Source organism: Bacillus sp. NPDC060175, from assembly GCF_042728695.1.
GTDB lineage: Bacteria > Bacillota > Bacilli > Bacillales > Bacillaceae_G > Bacillus_A.
Genome location: NZ_JBHWYR010000004.1, coordinates 108,713 through 133,619, shown reverse-complemented (window position 1 = coordinate 133,619; position 24,907 = coordinate 108,713). Strand labels below are relative to the sequence as shown.

General features: G+C 34.8%; 22 protein-coding genes and 1 pseudogene. 15 read left to right on the top strand and 8 right to left on the bottom strand.

Features of this window, described 5'->3' with window-relative positions; all coding sequences use genetic code 11:
- Positions 1-110: 110 nt before the first annotated feature.
- The 3 genes from ACFWDE_RS03780 (at position 111) to ACFWDE_RS03770 (ending at position 3,752) form a co-directional block, all read left to right on the top strand.
- A complete protein-coding gene (locus tag ACFWDE_RS03780) occupies positions 111-662 on the top strand; it encodes a class I SAM-dependent methyltransferase (protein WP_377890170.1) in 552 nt (183 codons plus the stop codon).
- 331 nt (positions 663-993) lie between these two features.
- Entirely contained in the window at positions 994-1,371 is a 378-nt protein-coding gene (locus ACFWDE_RS03775) for an ArsR/SmtB family transcription factor (RefSeq protein ID WP_377890168.1), read from the top strand.
- A 20-nt stretch (positions 1,372-1,391) separates the two neighbouring features.
- A complete protein-coding gene (locus tag ACFWDE_RS03770) occupies positions 1,392-3,752 on the top strand; it encodes a heavy metal translocating P-type ATPase (RefSeq protein WP_377890166.1) in 2,361 nt (786 codons plus the stop codon).
- A gap of 116 nt (positions 3,753-3,868) precedes the next feature.
- Here ACFWDE_RS03770 and ACFWDE_RS03765 read toward each other — a convergent pair whose 3' ends face one another.
- Entirely contained in the window at positions 3,869-5,332 is a 1,464-nt protein-coding gene (locus ACFWDE_RS03765; RefSeq protein ID WP_002204501.1) for a nicotinate phosphoribosyltransferase, read from the bottom strand.
- A 199-nt stretch (positions 5,333-5,531) separates the two neighbouring features.
- Here ACFWDE_RS03765 and ACFWDE_RS03760 point away from each other — a divergent pair, with 199 nt between their 5' ends.
- From ACFWDE_RS03760 to ACFWDE_RS03750, 3 genes are all read left to right on the top strand, one after another.
- The gene (locus ACFWDE_RS03760) at positions 5,532-6,791 is read left to right on the top strand and encodes a tetratricopeptide repeat protein (RefSeq protein WP_377890164.1); all 1,260 of its coding nucleotides are present in this window, start codon (positions 5,532-5,534) and stop codon (positions 6,789-6,791) included.
- A 14-nt stretch (positions 6,792-6,805) separates the two neighbouring features.
- The gene (locus tag ACFWDE_RS03755) at positions 6,806-6,934 is read left to right on the top strand and encodes an NprX family peptide pheromone (protein WP_000733136.1); all 129 of its coding nucleotides are present in this window, start codon (positions 6,806-6,808) and stop codon (positions 6,932-6,934) included.
- 168 nt (positions 6,935-7,102) lie between these two features.
- A complete protein-coding gene (locus ACFWDE_RS03750; protein WP_377890162.1) occupies positions 7,103-8,803 on the top strand; it encodes a M4 family metallopeptidase in 1,701 nt (566 codons plus the stop codon).
- A gap of 75 nt (positions 8,804-8,878) precedes the next feature.
- On the opposite strand, the gene ACFWDE_RS03745 is transcribed toward ACFWDE_RS03750, so the two are convergent.
- Complete coding sequence (locus tag ACFWDE_RS03745; RefSeq protein WP_131231961.1) at positions 8,879-9,427, bottom strand: TVP38/TMEM64 family protein; 549 nt, start codon at positions 9,425-9,427, stop codon at positions 8,879-8,881.
- Positions 9,428-9,827: 400 nt separating this feature from the next.
- Between ACFWDE_RS03745 and ACFWDE_RS03740 the strand changes: the two genes are divergently transcribed.
- Together ACFWDE_RS03740 and ACFWDE_RS03735 are read left to right on the top strand one after the other, a co-directional pair.
- On the top strand, positions 9,828-10,346 hold the full coding sequence (locus ACFWDE_RS03740; protein WP_002204496.1) for an RNase A-like domain-containing lipoprotein: 519 nt from the start codon (positions 9,828-9,830) through the stop codon (positions 10,344-10,346).
- A 14-nt stretch (positions 10,347-10,360) separates the two neighbouring features.
- Entirely contained in the window at positions 10,361-10,633 is a 273-nt protein-coding gene (locus tag ACFWDE_RS03735) for a hypothetical protein (protein ID WP_377890159.1), read from the top strand.
- Positions 10,634-10,687: 54 nt separating this feature from the next.
- Here ACFWDE_RS03735 and ACFWDE_RS03730 read toward each other — a convergent pair whose 3' ends face one another.
- The 3 genes from ACFWDE_RS03730 to ACFWDE_RS03720 form a co-directional block, all read right to left on the bottom strand.
- On the bottom strand, positions 10,688-11,950 hold the full coding sequence (locus ACFWDE_RS03730; RefSeq protein WP_377890157.1) for a VanW family protein: 1,263 nt from the start codon (positions 11,948-11,950) through the stop codon (positions 10,688-10,690).
- A 234-nt stretch (positions 11,951-12,184) separates the two neighbouring features.
- Positions 12,185-13,201, bottom strand: coding sequence for an LCP family glycopolymer transferase (locus tag ACFWDE_RS03725; protein WP_377890155.1), 1,017 nt, complete (start codon positions 13,199-13,201; stop codon positions 12,185-12,187).
- 186 nt (positions 13,202-13,387) lie between these two features.
- Complete coding sequence (locus ACFWDE_RS03720) at positions 13,388-14,566, bottom strand: NupC/NupG family nucleoside CNT transporter (protein WP_002063751.1); 1,179 nt, start codon at positions 14,564-14,566, stop codon at positions 13,388-13,390.
- Between the two features lie 91 nt (positions 14,567-14,657).
- Between ACFWDE_RS03720 and gloA2 the strand changes: the two genes are divergently transcribed.
- The 3 genes from gloA2 to aspA all read left to right on the top strand — a co-directional run bounded on the left by gloA2 (position 14,658) and on the right by aspA (position 18,068).
- Positions 14,658-15,044: an SMU1112c/YaeR family gloxylase I-like metalloprotein gene (gene gloA2 / locus ACFWDE_RS03715; protein ID WP_377890152.1), complete on the top strand. Its 387-nt coding sequence runs from the start codon at positions 14,658-14,660 to the stop codon at positions 15,042-15,044.
- Between the two features lie 110 nt (positions 15,045-15,154).
- The gene (locus ACFWDE_RS03710; protein ID WP_377890150.1) at positions 15,155-16,453 is read left to right on the top strand and encodes a hemolysin family protein; all 1,299 of its coding nucleotides are present in this window, start codon (positions 15,155-15,157) and stop codon (positions 16,451-16,453) included.
- A gap of 181 nt (positions 16,454-16,634) precedes the next feature.
- Entirely contained in the window at positions 16,635-18,068 is a 1,434-nt protein-coding gene (aspA, locus tag ACFWDE_RS03705) for an aspartate ammonia-lyase (RefSeq protein WP_377890148.1), read from the top strand.
- A gap of 43 nt (positions 18,069-18,111) precedes the next feature.
- Here aspA and ACFWDE_RS03700 read toward each other — a convergent pair whose 3' ends face one another.
- Positions 18,112-19,731, bottom strand: a complete 1,620-nt coding sequence (locus tag ACFWDE_RS03700; protein ID WP_377890146.1) for an L-lactate permease — start codon at positions 19,729-19,731, stop codon at positions 18,112-18,114.
- 205 nt (positions 19,732-19,936) lie between these two features.
- On the bottom strand, positions 19,937-20,365 hold the full coding sequence (locus ACFWDE_RS03695) for a TlpA disulfide reductase family protein (protein ID WP_377890237.1): 429 nt from the start codon (positions 20,363-20,365) through the stop codon (positions 19,937-19,939).
- Positions 20,366-20,863: 498 nt separating this feature from the next.
- Between ACFWDE_RS03695 and ACFWDE_RS03690 the strand changes: the two genes are divergently transcribed.
- Together ACFWDE_RS03690 and ACFWDE_RS03685 are read left to right on the top strand one after the other, a co-directional pair.
- Positions 20,864-21,151: an ArsR/SmtB family transcription factor gene (locus tag ACFWDE_RS03690; RefSeq protein ID WP_001075217.1), complete on the top strand. Its 288-nt coding sequence runs from the start codon at positions 20,864-20,866 to the stop codon at positions 21,149-21,151.
- A gap of 207 nt (positions 21,152-21,358) precedes the next feature.
- Positions 21,359-21,538 carry an acid-soluble spore protein H gene (locus ACFWDE_RS03685; RefSeq protein ID WP_059037725.1) on the top strand — a complete coding sequence of 60 codons (180 nt, stop codon included), beginning with the start codon at positions 21,359-21,361 and terminating at the stop codon, positions 21,536-21,538.
- 37 nt (positions 21,539-21,575) lie between these two features.
- On the opposite strand, the gene ACFWDE_RS03680 is transcribed toward ACFWDE_RS03685, so the two are convergent.
- Positions 21,576-22,925, bottom strand: coding sequence for a peptide MFS transporter (locus ACFWDE_RS03680; RefSeq protein WP_377890144.1), 1,350 nt, complete (start codon positions 22,923-22,925; stop codon positions 21,576-21,578).
- Positions 22,926-23,746: 821 nt separating this feature from the next.
- Here ACFWDE_RS03680 and ACFWDE_RS03675 point away from each other — a divergent pair.
- Together ACFWDE_RS03675 and ACFWDE_RS03670 are read left to right on the top strand one after the other, a co-directional pair.
- Positions 23,747-23,934, top strand: a pseudogene (locus ACFWDE_RS03675) (iron ABC transporter); the annotation flags it as partial.
- A gap of 134 nt (positions 23,935-24,068) precedes the next feature.
- Positions 24,069-24,890 carry an ABC transporter ATP-binding protein gene (locus ACFWDE_RS03670; protein WP_377890142.1) on the top strand — a complete coding sequence of 274 codons (822 nt, stop codon included), beginning with the start codon at positions 24,069-24,071 and terminating at the stop codon, positions 24,888-24,890.
- The last annotated feature ends 17 nt before the right edge of the window (positions 24,891-24,907 follow it).

Sequence of the window (24,907 nt, the reverse complement as noted above, 5' to 3'; positions counted from 1 at the left end):
TAAGCCTTGTGCGTCTAGGGAGCGCGTAAGGCTTTTTCTTTTTGGGAAATAAAGGGATCAATGTTACTTTGTCGAACTTTGATGTTGGAATATGAAAAAGGGGTGGAAAGATGGAGACGAAAGTTGTCGTTGGAGCAGAGGGATATAATAATAACCCAGGTTGGTTACATACAAATGAAGAACAATTAAATTTATTAAAAAGAGAAACGTGGATTAATAAATTTCAGACTAATTCTTTATCAGTAATTTTGGCTGAGCACGTATGGGAGCATTTATCGTATGAAGAAGGTATAGAAGCAGCTAAAATATGCTATGAGTTTTTACAAGATGATGGTTATATTCGGTGTGCAGTGCCGGATGCATGTTTCCCTAATGAAGAATATCAGCGTGGTGTGCAAGTGGGAGGACCTGGCCCGTTAGATCATCCGGCTGCAAGTCATAAAATTGTACATAACTATAAAACGATTGTATCTATGTTTGAAGCAGCGGGTTTTCAAGTAAAGTTGCTAGAGTATTGCGATGAAAATGGAGAATTTCATTATAATAATTGGAATGAGCAAGGAGGTTTTATTTATCGCTCGAAGCGCTTTGACCATAGAAATCAAGATGGAAAGTTAGGATTCGCTTCGTTAATTGTGGATGCAGTGAAAGTTAATAAATAAGAAAAGGATGCACGATAGCTTTCGTGCATCTTTTTTGTATGAAGATCATGATAGATGCTGAGAATATTTATCCCGCTATTTGAGGGCAGTAAAACTCCCACCTCGAAATTCAGCTGGAGCAAAGAAGTTAGGTGGGAGATCAACTGCCCGTAAACGCCCGATTGGTGCGGGCTGATTAAAGTTTCACTTTATAGGTGTATTTTGAAATGTGAACGAAATGTTCGAAAAAATGTATGAGAATTTATTGACACATATGAATGGACGCTCATATAATAAAGGTATAAGACATATGAATAGTTGTTCATATGTTCAAATGAAGAGGTGAGCTGTGATGGCTGAAAATAAAGTAGAAACGCAACAGGAAGCGTGTTCTCAAACGGTAATTCACGAGGAAATCGTGGATCAAGTAAAACAAACAATTCCGACTGATGAAAGTTTAAGTAAAGTAGCAGAATTATTTAAAGTATTAGGTGACCGTACACGTACGAGAATATTGCATGCATTATTTGAAGCTGAAATGTGTGTTTGTGATTTAGCTTATTTATTAGGAATGACACAATCTTCAATCTCACATCAGCTTCGTGTATTAAAGCAAGCAAAGCTTGTAAAGAATCGTAAAGAAGGAAAGGTAGTTTATTATTCATTAGAAGATCAACACGTAATTCATATCTTCGAGCAAGCGTTTGAACACGTAAACGAGGAAGAATAAAAACGCGAGGAGGGAGAACGATGGCAGAAGCATTAGTGAAAAAGAAACTTATGCTAGAAGGTTTAGATTGTGCAAATTGTGCAATGAAAATTGAAAAAGGTGTTGGGAATATAGAGGGAGTAACGTCTTGTTCCGTAAACTTCGCAACAAAAACGATGCTTTTAGAAACACCGCAAAATAAAGAAAATCAAGTTGTTACGGAAGCGAAGCAACTTGTTACAAAATTAGAGCCGCATATTAAAGTGCAAGAAGAACAAAAAACAAAATCAATAAAAGAAGTATTTGTATTAGAAGGCTTAGATTGTGCAAATTGTGCAATGAAGATTGAAAATAAGGTAAAGGAAATGCCAACAGTTTCAGAAGCGACTGTTGATTTCGTATCAAAGAAATTACGAGTAGAAGTTGCGAATAAAAGAGAACTTGAATCGACTGTGCAAAATATAAAAAATGTTGTTCAAAAGTTAGAGCCAGATGTAAAAGTTGTTCGTGAAGAGGAAAAAGGACACGACCATGGTCATGATCATGGTGATGGAAATGTGAAAAAGATGATAGGACGATTAGTAGTCGGTGGAATTTTGACAGGAATTGCTGCATTAGCCGGATTACCGCAAATGATAACAATTCCATTATTCGTCCTTGCGTATTTATTAATAGGTGGGGATATCGTTTGGAGAGCGGTAAGAAACATAACTCGCGGCCAAGTATTCGATGAAAACTTTTTAATGGCAATCGCAACTTTAGGAGCTTTCGCGATTCAACAATATCCAGAAGCGGTAGCAGTTATGCTATTTTATCAAGTAGGGGAACTGTTCCAAAGTATTGCAGTAAATCGTTCTCGAAAATCAATTACGTCATTAATGGATATTCGTCCTGACTATGCGAATGTGAAAGTTGGAAACGAAACGAAACAAGTATCACCAGAAGATGTGCAAATAGGTGAGTATATTATCGTAAAACCAGGTGAAAAAGTACCGTTAGACGGGAAAGTAGTTGAGGGAACATCAATGATGGATACTTCAGCGTTAACAGGTGAGTCTGTACCGCGAGAAGTAGAAGTTGGTAATGACGTATTAAGTGGTTTTGTAAACCAAAATGGTGTATTAACTGTTGAAGTTACAAAAGAGTTCGGTGAATCGACTGTATCGAAAATTTTAGACTTAGTACAAAATGCAAGTAGCAAAAAAGCGCCAACAGAAAACTTTATTACGAAGTTTGCACGTTATTACACTCCAGTGGTAGTTATTACAGCAGCGATTATGGCATTTATTCCACCACTTATTTTAGAAGGTGCTACATTCTCTGACTGGATTTATAGAGCTTTAGTATTTTTAGTAATCTCTTGTCCATGTGCGCTCGTTGTATCGATTCCTCTTGGATTCTTTGGCGGTATTGGTGGGGCATCTAAAAGTGGTATTTTAGTAAAAGGAAGTAACTATTTAGAAGCATTGAATGATGTGAAATATATCGTTTTTGATAAAACAGGAACATTAACAAAAGGTGTCTTTAAAGTTACGAAGATGGATCCTAGTGAAGGTACTACAGCTGAAGAACTATTAGAATATGCAGCATTTGCAGAAGTATATTCAAATCATCCGATTGCACAATCTATTCGAAAAGCATATGGAAAATCAATCGATGAAAATGCTATTGAAGACTATAGTGAAATTTCTGGTCATGGTACGGTTGTAAAAGTACAAGGAAAAGAAATTTTCGCAGGTAATGCTAAATTAATGAGAAAAGAAAACATTACATTTAAGCAACCAAATACAGTAGGTACACTAGTTCATGTTGCTGTAGATGGTAAATATGCGGGTTATATTGTTATCTCTGATGAGGTAAAAGAGGATTCAAAACAAGCAATTCAAAAGTTAAAAGAACTAGGTATTAAGAAGACAGTCATGTTAACTGGTGATGCAAAATCAGTTGGTGAAGCTGTTGGTAAAGAATTAGGTTTAGATGAAGTTCATGCCGAATTATTACCACACCAAAAAGTAGAAGAAATCGAAAAAATTGATGCAGCAAAACGCGGTAAAGAAAAGATTGCATTCGTCGGTGATGGTATTAATGATACACCAGTATTAGCGCGAGCAGACGTTGGTATTGCGATGGGTGGTTTAGGGTCAGATGCAGCAATTGAAGCTGCTGATATCGTTATTATGACTGATGAGCCTTCAAAAATTGCGACAGCAGTAAAAATTGCAAAACGTACACGTAGTATTGTCTGGCAAAATATTATATTTGCATTAGGGGTAAAAGGGTTAGTGTTATTACTCGGCGCCTTTGGTATTGCAACAATGTGGGAAGCGGTCTTCTCAGATGTTGGTGTGACACTACTTGCAGTTTTAAATGCAATGCGTGTACTGAGAGTGAAAGATTTATAAAAATAAGAGAGGGCGCGATTACGCCCTCTCTTATTTTTATTATTTTACCGTGTTATTGAGGGTGACTGTTGGTAACATAATATTGAAAAAAACAGAGAAGGAGGAAACTTCTCTGTTTATTTTTGTATGTTTTTTTCAACTTGTTCGCGAACAGTTTGAATATAATTCATTTTATGATCCCAGCACTCTTGGCTTAAATCGACAGGGTACTCTTCAGGATTTAAAGTTCGCATATATTCTTCCCAAAATAGTGAGAGGCTGTGTTCGTTATACTTTTGAATATCTAATATGTTAGGTAATTCATACGTTCTTTTACCGTTAACGAAAATATCTTGATGCAGTTCGCGTGCTTCGAAGTTTGTTACGAATTTACTTATATATGTATGAACAGGATGGAACATTTTTAAACGTTCTTCTTTTCCGGGTTCTTCTGACTCTAAAGCAATATAATCGCCTTCTGCATGATCGTTAACACGGTTAATAATACGATAAATTCGTTTAAGTCCTGGGGTTGTAATTTTTTCAGGATTGGATGAAATTTTAATCGTATCATTTAAGTTGCCATCGGCATCTTCAATGGCAACTAGTTTGTAGACAGCGCCTAATGCTGGTTGCTCAAAAGATGTGATTAGTTTTGTACCGACACCCCATACATCAATTTTTGCTCCTTGAGATTTCAAATGCATAATCGTATATTCATCTAAATCGCTAGAAGCGATAATTTTTGTGTTTGTAAATCCAGATTCATCAAGTTGTTTTCTTGCTTCTTTTGATAAATACGCCATATCTCCACTATCAAGGCGAATACCGTAAAAATCGATGCGATCTCCAAACTCTTTTGCAACACGAATCGCATTTGGAACACCAGATTTTAAAGTGTCGTATGTATCGACGAGAAATACACATTTTTTATGTGTTTCAGCATATTTTTTAAACGCAACATATTCATCACGATATGCTTGAACGAAAGAGTGGGCATGTGTGCCGGCTACAGGGATGCCAAAGCGTTTCCCTGCCCGAACGTTACTTGTAGAAGAGAAACCGCCAATGAAAGCAGCGCGTGTTCCCCAAAGAGCAGCATCAAACTCATGAGCACGCCTTGTACCAAACTCTAAAAGTTCATCATTATTTGCAGCGTGCTTCATACGTGCGGCTTTTGTAGCAATTAATGTTTGGTAATTTACAATATTTAAGAGAGCAGTTTCAATTATTTGTGCCTCGCCAAGCGGTGCATCAACACGTAATAAAGGCTCGTTATTAAAAACAACTTCACCTTCCTGCATACCACGAACCGTTCCAGTGAATTTCATATTTTGTAAATAATGAAGGAAGTCTTCTTCAAATTGCAGCTCTGCTAAATAAGCGATATCGCTTTCGGTAAACCTGAAATTTTCTATGTACTCTACAATTTTCTCAAGACCAGCAAATACTGCATAACCGTTTTCGAATGGAAGCTTTCGAAAGTATAAATCAAAAACAGAACGGCGATTATGAATACCATCTTTCCAATATGTATAAGCCATGTTGATTTGATATAAATCTGTATGTAAGGCGTAACTATCGTCTTTATAATGATTCATTGCGAAAACACCTCCGTAAATTGGTTATAGTATACCAATTTTCCACCCTTCGTAGCAAAGAAGTAATATGGAAGTGAAGTCAAGAGAGAAAAAAATGAAATAATGCATTTTTTTTAGAAAATTTACATTTATCAATTTATATTTCTCCAGATTTTATGTATTATTAGAGTAATGGGGGTAATGAGAATGGAGGAGGACAATGCAACAAACATTAGAAAAAATAGGCAAGCAAGTTTTTTATAAACGGCTACAGCAAAAAATGACACAAGAAGAATTATGTCAGGGCATTTGTTCTGTCTCATACTTAAGTAAGATCGAAAACGGAAAGATCGAAGCATCAGAAGAAATTCTACAATTGCTCTGCGCAAGACTAGAAATTGCTGTGACGGATTTGAGAGATGTAGAAGAAGATGTGAAGGTGAAGTTGGACGAGTGGTTGAACGCACTAGTTCATTTGGACAAGCAACAAGTAGAGCGCATATACGAAGAGTTGCAAGGTGAAATGAAGCATGTTTTGGATTTTGAAATTATAAATTATTATAAACTGCTGTATACACGTTATTTAATGATGAAGCGGGATCTCCCTGCTGTTGAAGAAGAATTGGACGGATTGAAGAAAGTGTATAAGAAATACTCGCCTTTTCAGAAGATGTTATATACGTATAGTAAGGCATTATTATATTCCGTGCAGTACAAATATACGCAGGCATTAGAATATTTGTTAAAGACGGAATCGATGGCGAAAGAGTTAGGATATTATGAAACAGGAATATATTATAATTTAGCATTGACATATAGTCAGATGGAAATAGACCATATGACATTATACTTTGCTAATGTGGCATTAGAAGGTTTTAAAAGTGAATATAAATTTAGAAATATAATTAATTGTAAGTTTTTAATTGCGTTTAGTTATACTAGAAAAAAACAATATAATGAAGCTATGGAAATCTATAATCATATCATAAGAGAAGCAACTTCTTTTGCTGATAAAGATAATATTCTTTCTATTGCTTTAAATAATATTGGTTATCTGTACTACCGACAAAAAAATTATGCCAAGGCGAAAGAGTATTATATAGAATGCTTAAAATATAAAAAAGAAGAGGATATGAATTATATTGATGCCATGTATGAGCTCTCGTTACAGTGTATTCAATTAGGAGAACTTGAGGAAGCGGCTGAATGGATTGAAAAAGGTATTCTTGCTGCAAGGAAAGATGATAGATACAAAGGGATGTTATATTTATTGTTAAATTTAAGATATAAATATTTTGAAGAAAGAGACCTCTATAAAAAATTTCTAGAAACAGAAGTAGTTCCTTTCTTTAAAACAGAGGAAAATATAAAAGATTTAAAGAAAGTATACTTAGAACTAGCTGAATACTTAGAAGAATGCTCAGATTTTAAAGAAAGTAATCGCTATTATAAATTAGCGATTACTTTATTAGAAGAATAAAGAGGAGGGATAGTATGAAAAAGTTAATTGCAGGAACATTTGTGGTTATGGCAATTGCAGCTGTAGTATTGGATATTCAGTATGCCTGGAAGCCGGATACTCTAGGGCAAGAAGCTAAAACAGTTGAACAAATTAATTTATAAAAAAAACCCTTTCCCAACGGAAAGGGTTTTTTTTTCAATATTTGTTCCTCAAAATTCTACAAAACTTGAGAAAAAAGTTATTTGAATTTTTAGTATATTAATAGTGGAAACATAATGCTAATATGAAATTACTCTTTTTCAAAAATTTTTTATTAGGGGGAAGGTTATATGAAAAGGAAGAGTTTAGCATTAGTTTTAGCGACAGGAATGGCAGTTACAACATTTGGAGGGACAGGCTCTGCGTTTGCGGATTCTAAAAATGTACTCTCTACGAAGAAGTACAATGAGACGGTGCAGTCACCTGAATTTATTTCTGGTGATCTAACTGGAGCGACTGGCAAGAAAGCGGAATCTGTTGTGTTTGATTACTTAAACGCGGCAAAAGGTGATTATAAGCTAGGGGAAAAGAGTGCGCAAGATTCTTTCAAAGTGAAACAAGTGAAGAAAGATGCAGTAACTGATTCAACGGTAGTGCGTATGCAACAAGTTTACGAGGGAGTACCTGTATGGGGGTCTACTCAAGTAGCTCACGTAAGTAAAGATGGTTCTTTAAAAGTACTGTCTGGAACAGTTGCGCCTGATTTAGACAAGAAGGAAAAGTTGAAAAACAAAAATAAGATTGAAGGCGCAAAAGCAATTGAAATCGCGCAACAAGATTTAGGAGTAACACCTAAATATGAGGTGGATCCAAAAGCGGACTTATATGTATATCAAAACGGTGAAGAAACAACATATGCATACGTTGTAAATTTAAACTTCTTAGATCCAAGCCCAGGAAACTACTACTATTTCATTGAGGCAGACAGCGGTAAAGTATTAAATAAATATAATACAATTGATCATGTGACGAATGATGACAAGTCACCTGTTAAACAAGATGCTCCTAAACAGGATGCTAAAGCGGTTGTAAAGCCTGTAACAGGAACGAATAAAGTAGGGACAGGTATTGGAGTGTTAGGAGATACGAAATCGCTTAATACAACGTTATCTGGGTCATCTTACTACTTGCAAGATAATACGCGCGGAGCAACAATTTTCACATATGATGCGAAAAATCGCTCAACATTACCAGGAACATTATGGGCAGATGCAGATAATGTTTTCAATGCAGCGTATGATGCAGCGGCAGTTGATGCTCATTACTATGCAGGTAAAACATATGATTATTATAAAGATACATTTAACAGAAACTCTATTAATGATGCAGGAGCACCATTAAAATCAACTGTTCATTACGGAAGTAAGTATAATAATGCATTCTGGAACGGTTCGCAAATGGTATACGGAGATGGTGATGGTGTAACATTCACTTCATTATCTGGTGGTATTGACGTAATTGGTCACGAATTAACGCATGCGGTTACGGAAAATAGCTCGAATTTAATTTATCAAAATGAATCAGGAGCATTAAATGAGGCGGTTTCTGATATATTTGGTACTTTAGTAGAATTCTATGATAACCGTAATCCAGATTGGGAAATCGGAGAAGATATTTATACACCTGGTAAAGCAGGAGATGCACTTCGTTCTATGAGTGATCCAACGAAATATGGTGATCCAGATCATTACTCTAAGCGTTACACTGGTTCAAGTGACAACGGTGGTGTTCATACAAACAGTGGTATTATTAATAAACAAGCTTATTTATTAGCCAATGGTGGTACGCATTACGGTGTAACTGTAACTGGTATCGGTAAAGATAAATTAGGTGCGATTTACTACCGTGCAAATACACAGTATTTCACGCAATCTACTACATTTAGTCAAGCTCGTGCTGGCGCAGTACAAGCTGCTGCTGATTTATATGGTGCGAGTTCTGCTGAAGTAACAGCAGTTAAGCAATCATTTAGTGCTGTTGGTGTAAACTAAGATATTTCTATTCGTAAGAGGTATATATTAATAGAATATACTTCAAAAAATAAAGAAGGAGCCTATGCTCCTTCTTTATTTTTTTCTCCATTTTTTCCACAAATAAAATAATCCAACGCAACCCGCGATTGTTACAATCCACTTCGCTTCATTTGTTCCATTTATGACATGATATGCAGAATATACTTCAATCAATAAGGCCGGTATTTTCCCTATTGTGCTGGCAATACTGAAAGAGAGTAATGACATTTTGCCAAGAGCTGCAAATAAAGTAACGATACTGGACGGAATGAAAGGAATAAAACGAAAAGATAGGACTAGTAGAAATGCCTCTCTGCCTTCTACGTAAAGAAGGCGTTCTACCTTTGGATACTTATTTACTTTATCGAGAGTGAACTTCTGAAGGCCTATACGATAAATATAAAACGAGATAATAGCCCCTAATGCCTCACCTGCAATCGAAATGATTGTGCCATTTGTTACACCGAAGAGCTGTATATTAATGGCGGTCAAAAAAATACTAGGGATAAAACCTAAAAGACTGATGATGATGTTGATTAAGATACTAAGTGGAATTGCGATTGAATAATAGTCTGTTAAGAAGTTTTGAATTGTTTCAGCCATCGTATAAAATCCTTTATCTTTTTTTGCATTACACCATATTTCCATTGTATAGGCAAGTGTAAATTTACATAATGTAGAAAACAGTTGATAGAAAGGTACTTGTATACCTTATATAGGTATTGGGTATATAAAACTAGGGGTATATTTAGTTCGTTTAAAGAATACTCCATAAATACTATATTCAAAGGGTTTTTGGAGTATTATGATTGGTGTTTTTATCCGGGAAATAATTTAAAAAACACGTGGGTATATTTTAAGGTGGGCGAAAAACAGTGATTTGATGAAAGTGGATTGGAAAATATAGCGAAATGAATGAGGGATTTTAAAATTGTATCCATTTTTTCTTTGTGAAATTGACTTTTAGTGGAGTTACGATAATAATCATGGAAGAGGTGATACGATGAAACGATTAAGTAGTCTTTTCTTGAGTAGTTTATTGGCACTAATGCTGATTTTAAGTGGATGTGCAGGAAAAGAACAAAAAACAGAAAAACCAAAAGAGGATCATTCTACATCAGTAGAAAAAATTAGTGACAATATTTTAGATGAAATGGAAGGGCCACCTAAAAATGGTCATACGATTGAAAGGCATGTAGGCAAATCAGAAGAGGATTTGAAGAATCGTTTGAAGACAGATAAAGTTTCAGCGGCAAGTACATACTATGATAAGGAAACAGCGACAAAGGCTGTGAAAGATAGTTTAAAACAACATGATAAAGAAATTCAGGACTGGTTGAAAAACTCTAAAGAGGCTCGTCTTGTATTGAATACAACTCATTCATTTCCAGTTGGAAAAACGGTAATAAAGAAAAATATGAATGTAAAAGACAAACTAGTAAAGACTGTTACTGTTTTAGCGAGAGATAAATCAGGAGATCTAGGATTTAAGATTATTACTTCTTATCCATCAGATAAATAAAGGGGGGAGTATATATGTATCCAACATTACAATACTTTCTTAAATCGTACTGTACGTTAAGTATTCATGAGGATGAAATAGTAAGCGTGATGGAAGAGTTTATAGAGCAAGAAGACGAAGAAATTGTTTTGAAATTACGCGATGAATTAGTAAATATGAAGAAAAAGAACGCGTGGGAAGAAGTGTGCGTATTAGCTGCGAAGCAAGGGAATCGTATGTGGTCTTTAGAAGAAACGAAGGACCATCTTGAAACTTTTTTACTATTATTGCAAAAGAAAAAGGCGTGAGTAAATCACGCCTTTTTGTATACGCTTTTTGAAATTTGTCCGTTTGATATTATCTCATTGTTTTGGGGCACTTTTATATACGCTTTTTGAAATTTGTCCATTTGATAGTACTTCACCGTTTTGTGTTACTTTTTTATACGTAACCGCTGTTATTTTATCACCAGTATTACTAATTACTTGAGAAGAAACTTCAACATTTTTACCAGTATTCGTACCGAAAATACGTGTAGTAATACTGCCGCCATTTGAAAATGCTTGAATGTAAATATGCTTACCTGTATTGTTTTTAAATTGTAAATCCGGACCATAATCTGCCACTGCTGCATCTTGCCCAAGTGGTAAATAATTTACGGGCATAGAATGATTGCTTCGAGAAACAATTCCTAAATCTGCCCTTAAAGCTGCGCTATATAAAGTACTACTTACTTGGCAAACGCCTCCGCCTGCACTTTGTATAACTTTACCTTGTGAATATACTGCTGCGGATTTATAACCATGTGCAGCATCAGTTACGCCAACACGGCCATTAAAACTAAACGTTTCATCAGGTGCTACAATAACTCCACTTAAAGTAGTAGCTGACTTATTTACGTTATAGGACTGATTTCCATTACGGCCAGCCATTGGGGTAGAGTATTCAGCAATCACTTCTTTAATCCCCATTTGTTGTATATCTTCTGTAGAACGTTCAGGTTTTATTGGTGTAACTGGTAATGCCACATCGGATGTGCCAGAAGTAATAGCTTGATTCGTTAAAGCGGTTAATTGTCCTTTATCAATTTTTTCCCCATTTTGACTTTGGCTAATATTCACTGTAGGGCCTTCAACACTTAATTCGGCGTTGACAGGATTTTTTAATGTGTCATTATATTTATCCTTTATAAAGGTTTCATAAGTTGTTGTATTTAATTGTGGTGTTAATTTATAGTCACGTTTTACTTCACCGTTTTCAGCTTGCTTACGCATGTTGTAACGATTCATTACGTTTCCTTCTTGTTCTTTAAAGATATTGTTGACAATATCCTTCTCTTTATAATCTACTCCTAAATCTTTCCATGTGTAATTTTGTTTATCATTTTGGAATACGTAGTTAAGAGATTTTTGATTTAATTCATTCACCTTTTGATTAACAATGGTTTGAATATCTGCTTTATTTTTTCCCTCAAGAGAAATACCTTCAAATGTAGTGTTTGGTAGTGCAGTTGTATTTAGTTGATTATTTAATTTGGATACATATTGATATCCACCAATACCACCAACACAAAGTAATATGCCACCAGCAATAGCGGAACCAATCAGTATTTTGCTTAGCTTCATTTATTTCCCCCCAGAAAAATTTGTATAAATATATGTATTACATTTTTTGTATAAAAATGATGAAAATAACATTATGTACGTACTAGTATACTATTATTTTCACTATACGTGTAATGTTTTCATAAAAAATGTTACACTGTTGTAATAATTGTCTCTTTTTGTCACAATATGCATGAGAAATATGTTGAAAATTATAATAAAAAGGCTGCTTAGAAAAATCTAGCAGCCTTTTTATTATAATTTTTTATGCTCATTTTTATTCGTAACACCGAGATGTTCTTGAAGTGTTGTCGAGATATCATTAACACTTTTTTCGTTTGGAACGTAATAATAAATACCACCTATATATTTATCAGTACCTTCCACTTGCAATTTATCCATTTTTAAATTTGAATTCATTGAATTTTTTGCAATAGTCATCATATCATCAAAAGTTAAATTTGTTTTTAAGTCTGTATCGACAGCATCTAATAGGCTTCCGATTTTATTAATGGAATTGAGAGATAGTGCTTTTTCAGCAATAGCTTCTAAAACAAGTTGTTGTCGTTGACCGCGCATATAATCACTGTCAATATGGCGAGTTCTAGCTAGTGCAAGTGCTTCTTCTCCATTTAAATGTTGACGCCCTTTTTTTAGGTGAATCGCATCTGCTTCGTCGCTACTATTTTGTTCTGTGAACTCAACTGGAACGTCGACAGTTATACCACCTAGAGAATCAACGATCTTGATAAAGGATTTGAAATTAAATTTTACATAGTAATCAACTGGGACATCTAAAAAGTTTTCTACTGTATCAATTGTGCTGTCTACACCACCAAATACGTGTGCATGTGTAATTTTATCATATTTATCACGTGATTTAATGTAGACGCGTGAATCACGTGGAATGCTGACTAGTTTAACAGATTTATCATTTTTATTAATTGTTGCAAGTAATAATGCATCTGTACGAGTCGCTTTTCCGTAACCTTTTTCTCTGATATCACTTTCATCAACACCCATAATCAGGACAGAAATATTGTCAGTCATAGGTTTAACAGCTTTTTCACGCTTGCTGGATTTATCTCCTCGGCCGAGTTCAGAATAGGCGTTGCTTAAGACGGATTTTGCTTTACTGTATATATGGAAGGAATAGCCTCCTGCTCCCATTGCTACAATAAGTAAGGGGATAAGAATGAACCAAAGTAGGCGCTTTTTCTTGGAACGTCCTTTTTTGGCTCGAGTTTCGTTGTTAATGTCGGATGTCATCATTTTTTCTCCTTTAAAACAATCAAAGTGTATACATCTAGAAGCGTATTAAAATACATAAAAAATATTGTACGCTAAATAAAAGGTATTGTACATGTATAAAAAATAGATGTCTTGATTATTTATAAGACATCTATTCGTTAGTGTATACAAAAGACAGGGATAAGAAAATGATAAAATTTTTCCTAATTAAAGCATAATACTTACAATAATTGCAGATAAAATGCTAACAAGAGTAGCGCCATATAGTAATTTTAGGCCGAAGCGGGCAACAACATTTCCTTGTTCTTCGTTTAACCCTTTTACCGCACCGGAAATAATTCCAATGGAAGAAAAGTTGGCAAAAGAAACGAGGAAGACAGAAATAATACCAACTGTACGGATAGAAAGAGTGCTGGAAATTTTACTAAGATCCATCATTGCTACAAATTCATTTGTTACAAGCTTCGTTGCCATAATGCTACCAGCTGCGACAATTTCAGAACTTGGTACACCGATAAGAAATGCAATAGGAGCAAATACGTAGCCGATTAATTGCTGAAAAGTAATGCCGAATATAATGAGGAATAGGTCATTAATGCAGCTAATTAATGCTACGAATCCGATGAGCATAGCACCGACGACAATGGCTACCCGGAAACCATCAAGAATATATTCGCCAAGCATTTCAAAGAAACTTTGCTTTTCACCTTTTATTTCCAAAATATCTTCTTCATCTTTAACGTCGTAAGGGTTAATGATGAGTACGATAATAAAACCGCTAAATAAATTGAGAACGAGTGCGGTTACTACATATTTAGGTTCAATCATCGTCATATAGGCACCTACGATAGACATAGATACTGTTGACATGGCTGATGCACAAAGTGTATAAAGACGGTGTTTTGGAATTTGAGCTAATTGCTTTTTTACCGTAATAAAAACTTCTGATTGGCCGACAATAGCGGAAGCGATGGCATTGTAAGATTCTAATTTCCCAAGACCATTTATCTTGCTAAGAAAGAAACCAATCCAATGAATAAAAAATGGTAGTATTTTGAAATGTTGTAATATACCAATTAAGACGGAAATAAAGACAATCGGTAATAATACAGTAAGGAAAAATGACATCTCACCTTTATTTGCAAGACCGCCAAATACAAAGTTTATACCATCAGCAGCATACTCGAGTAGCTTTGTGAACAGGCTGGAAATGACCCGAATAAGTATGAGACCAATTTCTGTATTTAATAATAAATAGGTTAAAATTAACTGTATAATAAGCATGATGAAAATAGGTTTGAATTTAATGTGTTTCTTATTATTGCTAGCAATATAAGCAAGGAAGAAAACGACGATAAGTCCGACGAAAAAAGTGATAAATTTCATAGTAAGCCTCCTAAAAGAGATATTCTGCTATATATGTTTTTCATTTAAAGTGAGAATATGCATGTTTGGTAAAGAGAGGAATAGAGGAATCATGAATATATGTAGAATACATCACGTTGCAATTATTTGTTCAAATTATGAAGTGTCAAAGGATTTTTATACACGAATATTAGGTTTCAAAGTGAAGAATGAAGTATATAGAAAGGAACGAAATTCGTATAAGTTAGATTTATGTGTAGGAGGAGAGTATCAAATTGAATTATTTTCATTTCCAAGTCCGCCTGACCGCGCAAGCTTTCCAGAGGCTGCTGGACTTAGACATTTAGCTTTTGCGGTTACTGATATAGAAGATGCTGTTAAACATTTAAAACGATGCGATGTTGAGACGGAATTGATACGTGTTGATGAGATAACGGGAAAAAAATTCGTCTTTTTCCAAGATCCTGACGGTTTGCCATTAGAATTGTATGAGGTTTGAAAATTGGTGAATTTTATATAGGGTTGCTTTCAAGTAAATGAAGAAACTAAAGTGAAACTTCTTTATTTAAAGGAGGTGTAACTTTAGCTAAGAAAAGCTAAAGGACATATGTGGATATTATAAAATTATTGATGGTAGCTGTTCTTATTGCGCTAACAGGTTTCTTTGTAGCTGTAGAGTTTGCAATTATAAAGGTGCGTAGTAGTCGTATCGATCAACTCGTTAGTGAAAAAAGACGAGGCGCATTGGCAGCTAAAAAAGTAACTTCAAATTTAGATGAGTATTTATCGGCATGTCAGTTAGGAATTACGATTACTGCTTTAGGGCTCGGGTGGTTAGGAGAACCGACGATTAAACATTTACTCGAACCGCTGTTTTTAAAATTGGATTTATCTCCTGCAATTGCAAGTACAGTTTCATTTATTATTGCATTTGCAGTTATTACGTTTTTACATGTTGTAATTGGTGAACTCGCTCCAAAGACTTTTGCAATCCAAAAAGCAGAGCAAGTTAGCTTATTATTATCAAAGCCCCTAATTTATTTTTACCGAGTTATGTATCCATTTATTTGGGCTTTAAATGGCTCTGCACGATTTGTGACAGGCTTATTTGGTTTACATCCGGCTTCTGAACATGAAGTTGCGCATTCTGAGGAGGAACTAAGATTAATCTTGTCTGAGAGTTATGAGAGTGGCGAGATTAATCAAACTGAATTTAAATATGTAAATAACATCTTTGAATTTGATAACAGGGTAGCAAAGGAAATCATGGTACCTCGTACTGAAGTTGTTGGTTTATATGAAGATGAGCCGTTTGAGACACATATTAAAGTAATCGCACAAGAAAAATATACGAGATATCCAGTATTTGGTGAAGATAAAGATGAAATTATTGGGATGGTTAATGTAAAGGACTTATTTATTCATTATATGGATGGTAATCGAGATGAAGAGTGTTCGATTACACCATATACACGTCCAGTTATTGAAGTGTTAGAAAATATCGCAATCCATGATTTACTATTGCAAATGCAAAGAAGGCGCATTCCATTAGCTGTATTATATGATGAATATGGTGGCACAGCAGGGATTGTTACATTGGAAGATATTTTAGAAGAAATTGTTGGAGAAATCCGAGATGAATACGATGAAGATGAGCATCCACCTATAGAACATATAAGTGAAGTGTGTAAAATTGTAGAGGGGAAAGTGCTTATTAGCGAAGTAAATGATTTATTTGGCATACATTTGGTCGCTGATGATGTTGATACAATTGGTGGTTGGATTATGGTACAAAAGCAAATCGTTGCTGAGGGGGATATTATTGAGAAACACGGCTTTTCTTTTAAAGTTCTTGAAAAGGATATGCATCAAATTAAGCGAGTTGAAATAAAGAAAGTAGAAGAATGAATGGATTTTCTATTATATAAACTTTAATAAAAAGTATATATAGAAAAATAAATGTTTGCGCTTTCAAAAAGGGTGCTATATAGTGAAAGTGGATACTGAAGAATTCTTTTAATGATACTCGTATTTTATAGGGCGAATTCTTTAGATAAGGATTTAGAATGAAAAGTATAGGTGATGAAAAATGATAGCAACGAAGGATATACGTATAGAAAAAGATTTTTTAGGTGAAAAAGAAGTACCGAATGTAGCTTATTATGGTGTACAAACATTACGTGCCGTAGAAAACTTTCCTATTACAGGATACCGCATTCATCCGTCACTCATTACGGCAATGGCAATTGTAAAGAAAGCGGCAGCGCTTGCGAATATAGATACAGGTTACTTAGCTAAAGATATCGGGCAAGAAATTGCAGAAGCGGCACAAGAGATTGTGGATGGAAAGTTCCATGATCAATTTATTGTAGACCCAATTCAGGGCGGAGCAGGTACTTCAATTAATATGAATACTAATGAAGTAATTGCTAATAGAGCGTTAGAACGTATGGGATACGAAAAAGGTGAATATGCGAAAATTAGTCCAAACACTCATGTGAACATGGCCCAATCAACAAATGATGCGTTCCCAACTGGGATTCATATTGCAACCCTTATGATGCTGGAAGAACTTCTTGTTACAATGGAAGAACTTCACTCTGCTTTTCATGATAAAGCAAAAGAATTTGATCACGTTATTAAAATGGGGCGTACACATTTGCAAGATGCAGTTCCAATTCGCCTTGGACAAGAATTTGAAGCATATAGCAGAGTACTAGAGCGTGATATAAAAAGAATTAAACAGTCTCGTCAACATTTATACGAAGTTAATATGGGTGCGACAGCTGTCGGTACGGGATTAAATGCAAACCCTACTTATATAGAACAAGTTGTGAAGCATTTACGAACTTTTAGTGGTTTCCCTCTTGTTGGTGCAGAGCACTTAGTTGATGCGACGCAAAACACAGATGCATATACAGAAGTATCTGCAGCACTAAAAGTATGTATGATGAATATGTCTAAAATTGCAAATGACCTTCGTATTATGGCGTCTGGTCCACGTGTTGGGTTGGCGGAAATTCAATTACCAGCTCGTCAACCAGGTTCATCTATTATGCCGGGTAAAGTAAATCCAGTTATGGCAGAAGTAATTAACCAAGTTGCTTTCCAAGTAATTGGAAATGACCATACAATTTGCTTAGCGTCAGAAGCTGGGCAATTAGAGTTAAATGTAATGGAGCCGGTATTAGTATTTAATTTAATTCAATCCATCAGTATTATGAACAATGGATTCCGTGTATTTCGTGAATATTGTATTAAAGGAATTACAGCGAATGAAGAGTTGCTGAAGCAATATGTTGAGAAAAGTGTTGGAGTTATTACAGCGGTGAATCCTCATATTGGTTATGAAGCAGCTTCTCGCATTGCACGTGAAGCAATTGCGACAGGAAAGTCTGTTAGGGAACTATGTTTAGAACATGGTGTACTTACAGCAGAAGAGCTTGATATTATTTTGGATCCATACGAAATGACGCATCCTGAAATTGCTGGTGCATCTTTATTAAAAAATAAAAAAGTATAAAATAAAACACCGATTCCCCTTATATAGGGATCGGTGTTTTATTTTAAAAGATATTAAATACAGAGTTAAGTTGAAGTAAGCTAATAATAGCTAAGAAGATTAAACTATATTTCATCACTGTTTTAAATAAGGCAGATTCTTGACCAACTAGTCCAACTGCTGCACAAGCAACTGCTACAGATTGTGGTGAAACCATTTTTGCGATTGTACCACCAACTACGTTTAATGAAACGAGAGTAGATGGAACGAGGTTTAACTGATCGGCAGTTACTGCTTGAAGTGGTGCGAATAATGAACCACTTGATACGACTGAACCTGTAATGAATACGCCAATCCATCCTAAAATTGGAGAAAGAACTGGGAATGCATTTCCTGTAGAAGAGAATGCAAGTCCAAGTGTAGATGACATACCAGAGTAGTTCTCTACGTAAGCTAAAGCGATAACGCTACAAATTGTATATACTGGAACTTTTAATTCTTTTATTGTTTCGATCATTAATTCTTTAATCACTTTGCCGTTTACGCGGTAGACGATAAGTGAAACGATAATTGCTAATACAATCGCAGTAGTTGTAGAAGAGAATACATCTAGTTTGAAAATAGCTGCGAAAGGTGTATCAGCCTTTGTAATTGGTGCAGTTTTCATAACCGTATTATGAAGACCAGGGAATTGAATGTTAAATACTAAGTTTGCCAATGGACCATCCGGAGCAAATAAAGCTTTAATTGGTTTTAAATTAAAGATTGTTACAAATGCAGTTAAGAATACGAATGGAGACCAAGCATATAAAATTTGATTGAATGTATGAGATTCTTTTTCTTCTTGTTTTTCTTCTTTAGCAGAAGATTTTGGTTGCCACACACGTAAGAATAATGCAAGAGAGACCATACTTACAACGGCTGCGAAAATATTAGTAAGTTCTGCACCTAAGAAATAAGTTACAAGGAATTGAGTAATTGCGAAAGAAACACCACTTACAAGAATACCTTGCCAAGTTTCTTTAATACCTTTAATTCCATCGACCATTGAAACCAGTAAGAAAGGTAAAACGATGCTAATGAATGGTAAAATAAGAACAGTTTGACGACCGACAGTTAATGCATCAATTTGAGTTAATTGTGCAGGTACTGTAACTGGAATACCCATAGCACCCATAGCACCACCAGCGATATTAGCTACTAAGCAAATACCTGCTGCTTTTAATGGATTAAAGCCCATACCTACAAGTAATGCTGCTGTAATAGCAACTGGAACACCGAAACCAGCTGCGCCTTCTAAGAAAGCACCGAAAGAATAAGCAATTAATAATACTTGTAAACGTTGATCATTTGTAATGCTTGAAATACTATCACGAATGACATTGAATTGTTCTGTTTTAACAGTTAATTTATAAAGGAAAATAGCTGCGATAACAATAGTACAAATTGGATAAAATCCAGATAAAACACCAAATCCGGCAGATGCTACGGCCATAGTTGCTGGCATTTTATAAACAAATATTGCAAGAATAATAGCTACAATTACACTATAGAGACCAGCGATATAACCTTTCATTTTGAATCCCACTAAACAAATAATGAAGCAAAAAATTGGGAGTGCTGCGATTAGTGCAGATAACCAAATGTTGTTTAACGGATCATAAATTTGTGTCCAAGTACTCATAATGATGACAACTCCTATCTATTTATATGTGAAGAAATTCACATTATTTGTGAAACTATTCACAATCAACTTACATGCTTAGTATATTCTCCTTCAACACTATTGTCAACGTAAAAAAGTATAATTATTCCATAATAGTGTTAAAAGTAACATGTTGTTCATAAAGTAGACAAAAAAACGTACTCTAATAGATTTGAGTACGTTTTTATAAAGTATTGATGTATTCTTTCACCTTTTCATATGTCATTGGTCCTACATGTTTATATTGAATGACACTGTTTGTATCGAGGATAAAAGATGTTGGAATACTTATGATTTGATATGCGGAATTTGCTTGTCCTTTCTGATCTAATAGGACGGGGAAGGTGTATTTGTTTTCTTCAAGAAATTGTTTTACATTGTTCGGGTCTTTTTCAGTAGCTGTTGCATTTACAGCGACAATTTCAATCCCTTTATCCTTTGTATCATGATAAAACTTTTCCATATCAGGCATTTCTGTTTTGCATGGACCACACCAGCTTGCCCAAAAATTCAATATTACTTTTTTTCCTTTATAGTCTGTAAGGCGAACTTCTTGACCAGTGGTTGTTTCCAGAAGGAAATTGAGGGCAACATTGCCAACTTCAGTTCCAATTGGGGTGTTTGATTTTGAAACTATATCTTCTTTGTTGTCTAATAGGAAGTGATTGATAATAGTCCAGCCAACCGCAATGCTAATTAACGCAATAATAATCCATTTTTTAATATTACATCATCCTCCTTACTTAAATTTCCTTTTTATCGTAACAAAGTGGTTAAATATGGCCAAATTACTTTACGATAGGTTATCAATTATAGACGATATTTTACAATATCATTACTGTACATTTCAGTAAGGTGAAAATATAACAAAAAGGCTGATAAATCAACATTTGTAAGCAAAGTATTACTATCCCTTTGTTTTGCTTTTTCTTTATATCATATAGTATAATATTCAAAATCAGCAGGGATTTTTTCCTGAACTGTGTGCTGATAAAAGGAGGAAAAATTTTTCAGCATTATAGGTTGATAAAGTTATGTCGTAACAGGAAATATAAGAACAGATATATAAATAAATAATAAAGAAAATAAAAACGAAAATGAGGGGAACTTTATGAACCAAAACCAATTTGACTGTCGTATTTCAGAAGAAGACGTACAGATGTTAAGAGCATTAGCTCATCCACTTCGTCTACGTCTAGTAATGGAACTAATGCAGCGTGGAACATGTAATGTAACACAATTACAAGAGGTATTAGAAATTCCGCAATCAACTGTTTCGCAGCATTTAACGAAATTAAAGCAAAATAAAGTAGTACGCTTTGAGAGACGCGGGTTAGAAGTGTATTATCAAATTCATAACGATAAAGTAAGTGAAGTAGTAAAAACATTATTTTCTTAATTTTTGAATATTATGGAAAGAAGACGTGTGAAATATACGTCTTTTTTTATTTGGAAAGGGTCTAATAATAGGAAGATTTGAGAGCGTATATATTAGCGCGTTAGAAAGAAACAAACTATCGGTTGAAGTGCTAAATTGACGGAATATATTCTGAAGGGATATGAAAAGATAGAAAGGAGTGTTGTAAGCCAAAGGAGGAACAATATAATGGATGTAAAACGTGTGAAACAGATATTATCTTCTTCAAGTAGAATTGATGTTACATATGAGGGAGTCCCCGTATGGATTGAGAGCTGTGATGAGCAGAAGGGGAGTGCTCAAGTGTATGACGTATCCAACCCAGGAGAGAGGGTTCACGTGGATGTGACGGCTTTAGAAGAGATGTAATAGAAAAGACGCTTCTAATTTTAGAAGCGTCTTTTTGTTATTCCATCATATGTGCAATTTTCTTAGAGAACATAAGCAGTACTAATCCTAGTACGATTACGATAACACCGATGCTTGCGAATACTTCTAAATATCCTAAAGATTGAGTGAAAGCAGCTAATTGTCCTGCTAATAAGTTTGCACAGCCAGTACCAGCTAACCATACACCCATTAATAATGATGCTAATTTAACAGGAGCGATTGCACTTACCATAGATAATCCGATTGGTGATAAGAATAATTCACCGATTGTATGGAACATGTAAGTGAACACAATGAATAGTAAGTTTGCTTTCATTGTAATGTTACCTTCATCGCTACCAGTTTTTAGAACAGCTAAAGTTAAAACTAAGTACCCGATTCCTAGTAAAATCATACCAAAAGCCATTTTTGTAGGAATTTTTAAATCACCATTTTTTGTTTTTGAAAGTTTAATCCATAATGCAGAAACTGGTAATGCTAGTAAGATAATGAATAGTGGGTTTACAGATTGGAACCAAGGTGTTGGAATTGTAAATCCACCAATTGTACGATCCACGAACTTATCTGTGTAAAGTGTTAAAGAACTACCAGCTTGTTCAAATCCTGCCCAGAAGAATACAACGAAACAAGTTAAAATTAAAATTGCAGTTGTACGCTTTTTCTCTTGTGTTGTTAAAGGTTTTTTCTCAATAGGTTTTGCATTTTGTTCTTTAGATTTTTTACCGACAACAGTTGTTCCAGCTGATCCTAAGTAACGAGGTGCTAATAAGTTAAATGCAATCTGTCCAATGATCATACCGATACAAGCTGTTAAGAAACCGTATCTATAATCTGCGAAGTAACCGCAAATGAATGGAGCGATAAGAGCTCCTAAGTTAATTCCCATGTAGAAGATAGTGAAGGCACTATCACGACGAGAATCGTTGTCGCTATATAATTGACCTAATAAAGTCGAAATATTTGGTTTGAAGAATCCGTTACCGATAACTAATAATCCTAATCCTAAAAATAGTCCAGTTTTCGTGTTCATTGAAAATAGTACGAAGTTACCAATCGCCATAATGATACCGCCAATAGTAATGGCGTGTCGTTTCGTAATGAAATGGTCAGTTAGCCAACCACCAATAATCGGTGTGAAGTATACGAACATTGTGAAAAGACCGTAAATCTGTACAGCAACTGCTTTATCAAAGCCTAAACCGCCACTTACTAAGCTCGTTGTTAAATAAAGAACTAATAAGCCACGCATTCCGTAATAACTAAATCTTTCCCATGCCTCTGTAAAGAACAACAAATATAATCCTGGTGGATGTTTTTTTGGTGATTGTTGCTCTCCAGCTTTTTCTAATTTTAAAGCTGCATCCATGTTTGTTTCCCCCTAATCCTGTATAACGGATATTTATGTAATTATTTTAATTCACAAAATATTTAGAAGTCAATAGAATTATATGGAAATAGTAAGAAAATTTCTGAAAAAATCTATTTTTCTTCAACCGTTATTGTATTTTTCCCTGAAAACAAGATAATAAGCGTTTTCAAATGTAGTAATTGAATTCTAAAAGAAAGTAAAATAGTGACAAATCAGAAAATTTAGATTAGAATATTTATTCTGATATAGAGAAAATAAGCTATATTTACTTTTACAATATAACATATCGGTAATAAAAATACAAAATGAAATAATGTGACACTTCAGTGAAATGAAAAAACCAGCTCCATAAAAGAGGGAGCTGGTTAGAATAAAATTATTTAACAAAGCGTTTTTCAATATCATCTAGTAGTAAGTTAGCGGCCATTACACCACCAGCTGTATTCCAAATAATGTCGTCAACTTTTTAATCTCTTCTTTTGTCTTTCCCTCATTGTTACTTCACCTTCCATAGGCACTTAGAAGGAGGGGGAATACAAATACTGTAAACGATTCCTTTTGCATGAAATTTATCCCGCCATTTGTGGGATAAATTTCGATTTGCGCGGGCTAATAATCAGTGCAGGATGAACAATTTAAACTTTTACTTTATTATGCCACTCCTCCCACGTTGAGGATATTTGTTCAATTGAGAGTGTGATAGTAAAGCTTTAACGATTAATTTAATAGGAATAAATGAAAGTAATTCTCATTATCATTGACAATGAGAATTAGGTTGAAATACACTAAAAACGTATCATTATATTGAAAGAAAAGCGCTGCATGTTATAAAAAATGAAGCAAAATGGATTGGTTTATTTTTTGAATCATTGTAGTTTTTATTTGTATTTTTATAAGTATTATTTTCGTGTATATTAATATGAATTGAAAATAAGCTTTAGATGTATTTTTTCATTTTAATGATTCTAATGAACAGATTATTATTCAAAAGGTGCGTCTGCTAAGACGTTAATTATGGATGTAGATTGGGTACTTGCCGTATACATTCTGTACTCCGCTCCAAATTCCAGCAGGGATATTTACATCAGCAATTGATGCACCTTATTTTATAAAAGTCGGAATTCATAAAGGGAGATGAATATGCAAAAAGCATTGGAGACGAAACGCTTGACGCTGTCGTATGGTGAAACAATTATTATTGATGAGCTGAATTTAGAAATTCCAAAAGGGGAAATTACAATCTTCATCGGTTCTAACGGTTGTGGGAAATCAACTTTATTACGTTCACTAGCTAGATTATTAAAGCCAACAACCGGTGACATTTTGTTAGATAATCAAGCAATTCAAAGTATGCAAACGAAGCAAATTGCTCGTCAAATGGCGATTTTACCACAAGGGCCACAAGCACCGGAAGGACTTACAGTATTGCAACTTGTTAAGCAAGGACGTTATCCATATCAAACATGGCTGAAGCAATGGTCCGAAAAAGATGAGGAAATGGTACAAAAAGCGCTTGCGGCAACGGGTATGACAGAATTTGCTGAGCGTGATGTGCATGCTCTTTCAGGTGGACAACGTCAACGTGCTTGGATTGCAATGACCCTTGCACAAGATACCGATATTATTTTACTGGATGAGCCAACTACATATTTAGATATGACTCACCAAATTGAAGTGTTAGATTTATTATTCGAATTAAATGAAACAGAGAAAAGAACGATTGTTATGGTATTACACGATTTGAATTTGGCATGCCGTTATGCAGACAACATTGTAGCCATTCAAGATAAACGAATATATGCACAAGGTAAACCAGAAGAAGTTATTGACCAGAAGTTAGTTCGTGATGTATTCCGTATGGAGTGTCAAATAAGCGCTGATCCGTTATTTGGAACACCGCTCTGTATCCCGCACGGAAGAGGAAGAAGTGTACGTAAAGAAGCTGTTCAGGCGATGAGATAACAAAAAAAACGATGAGT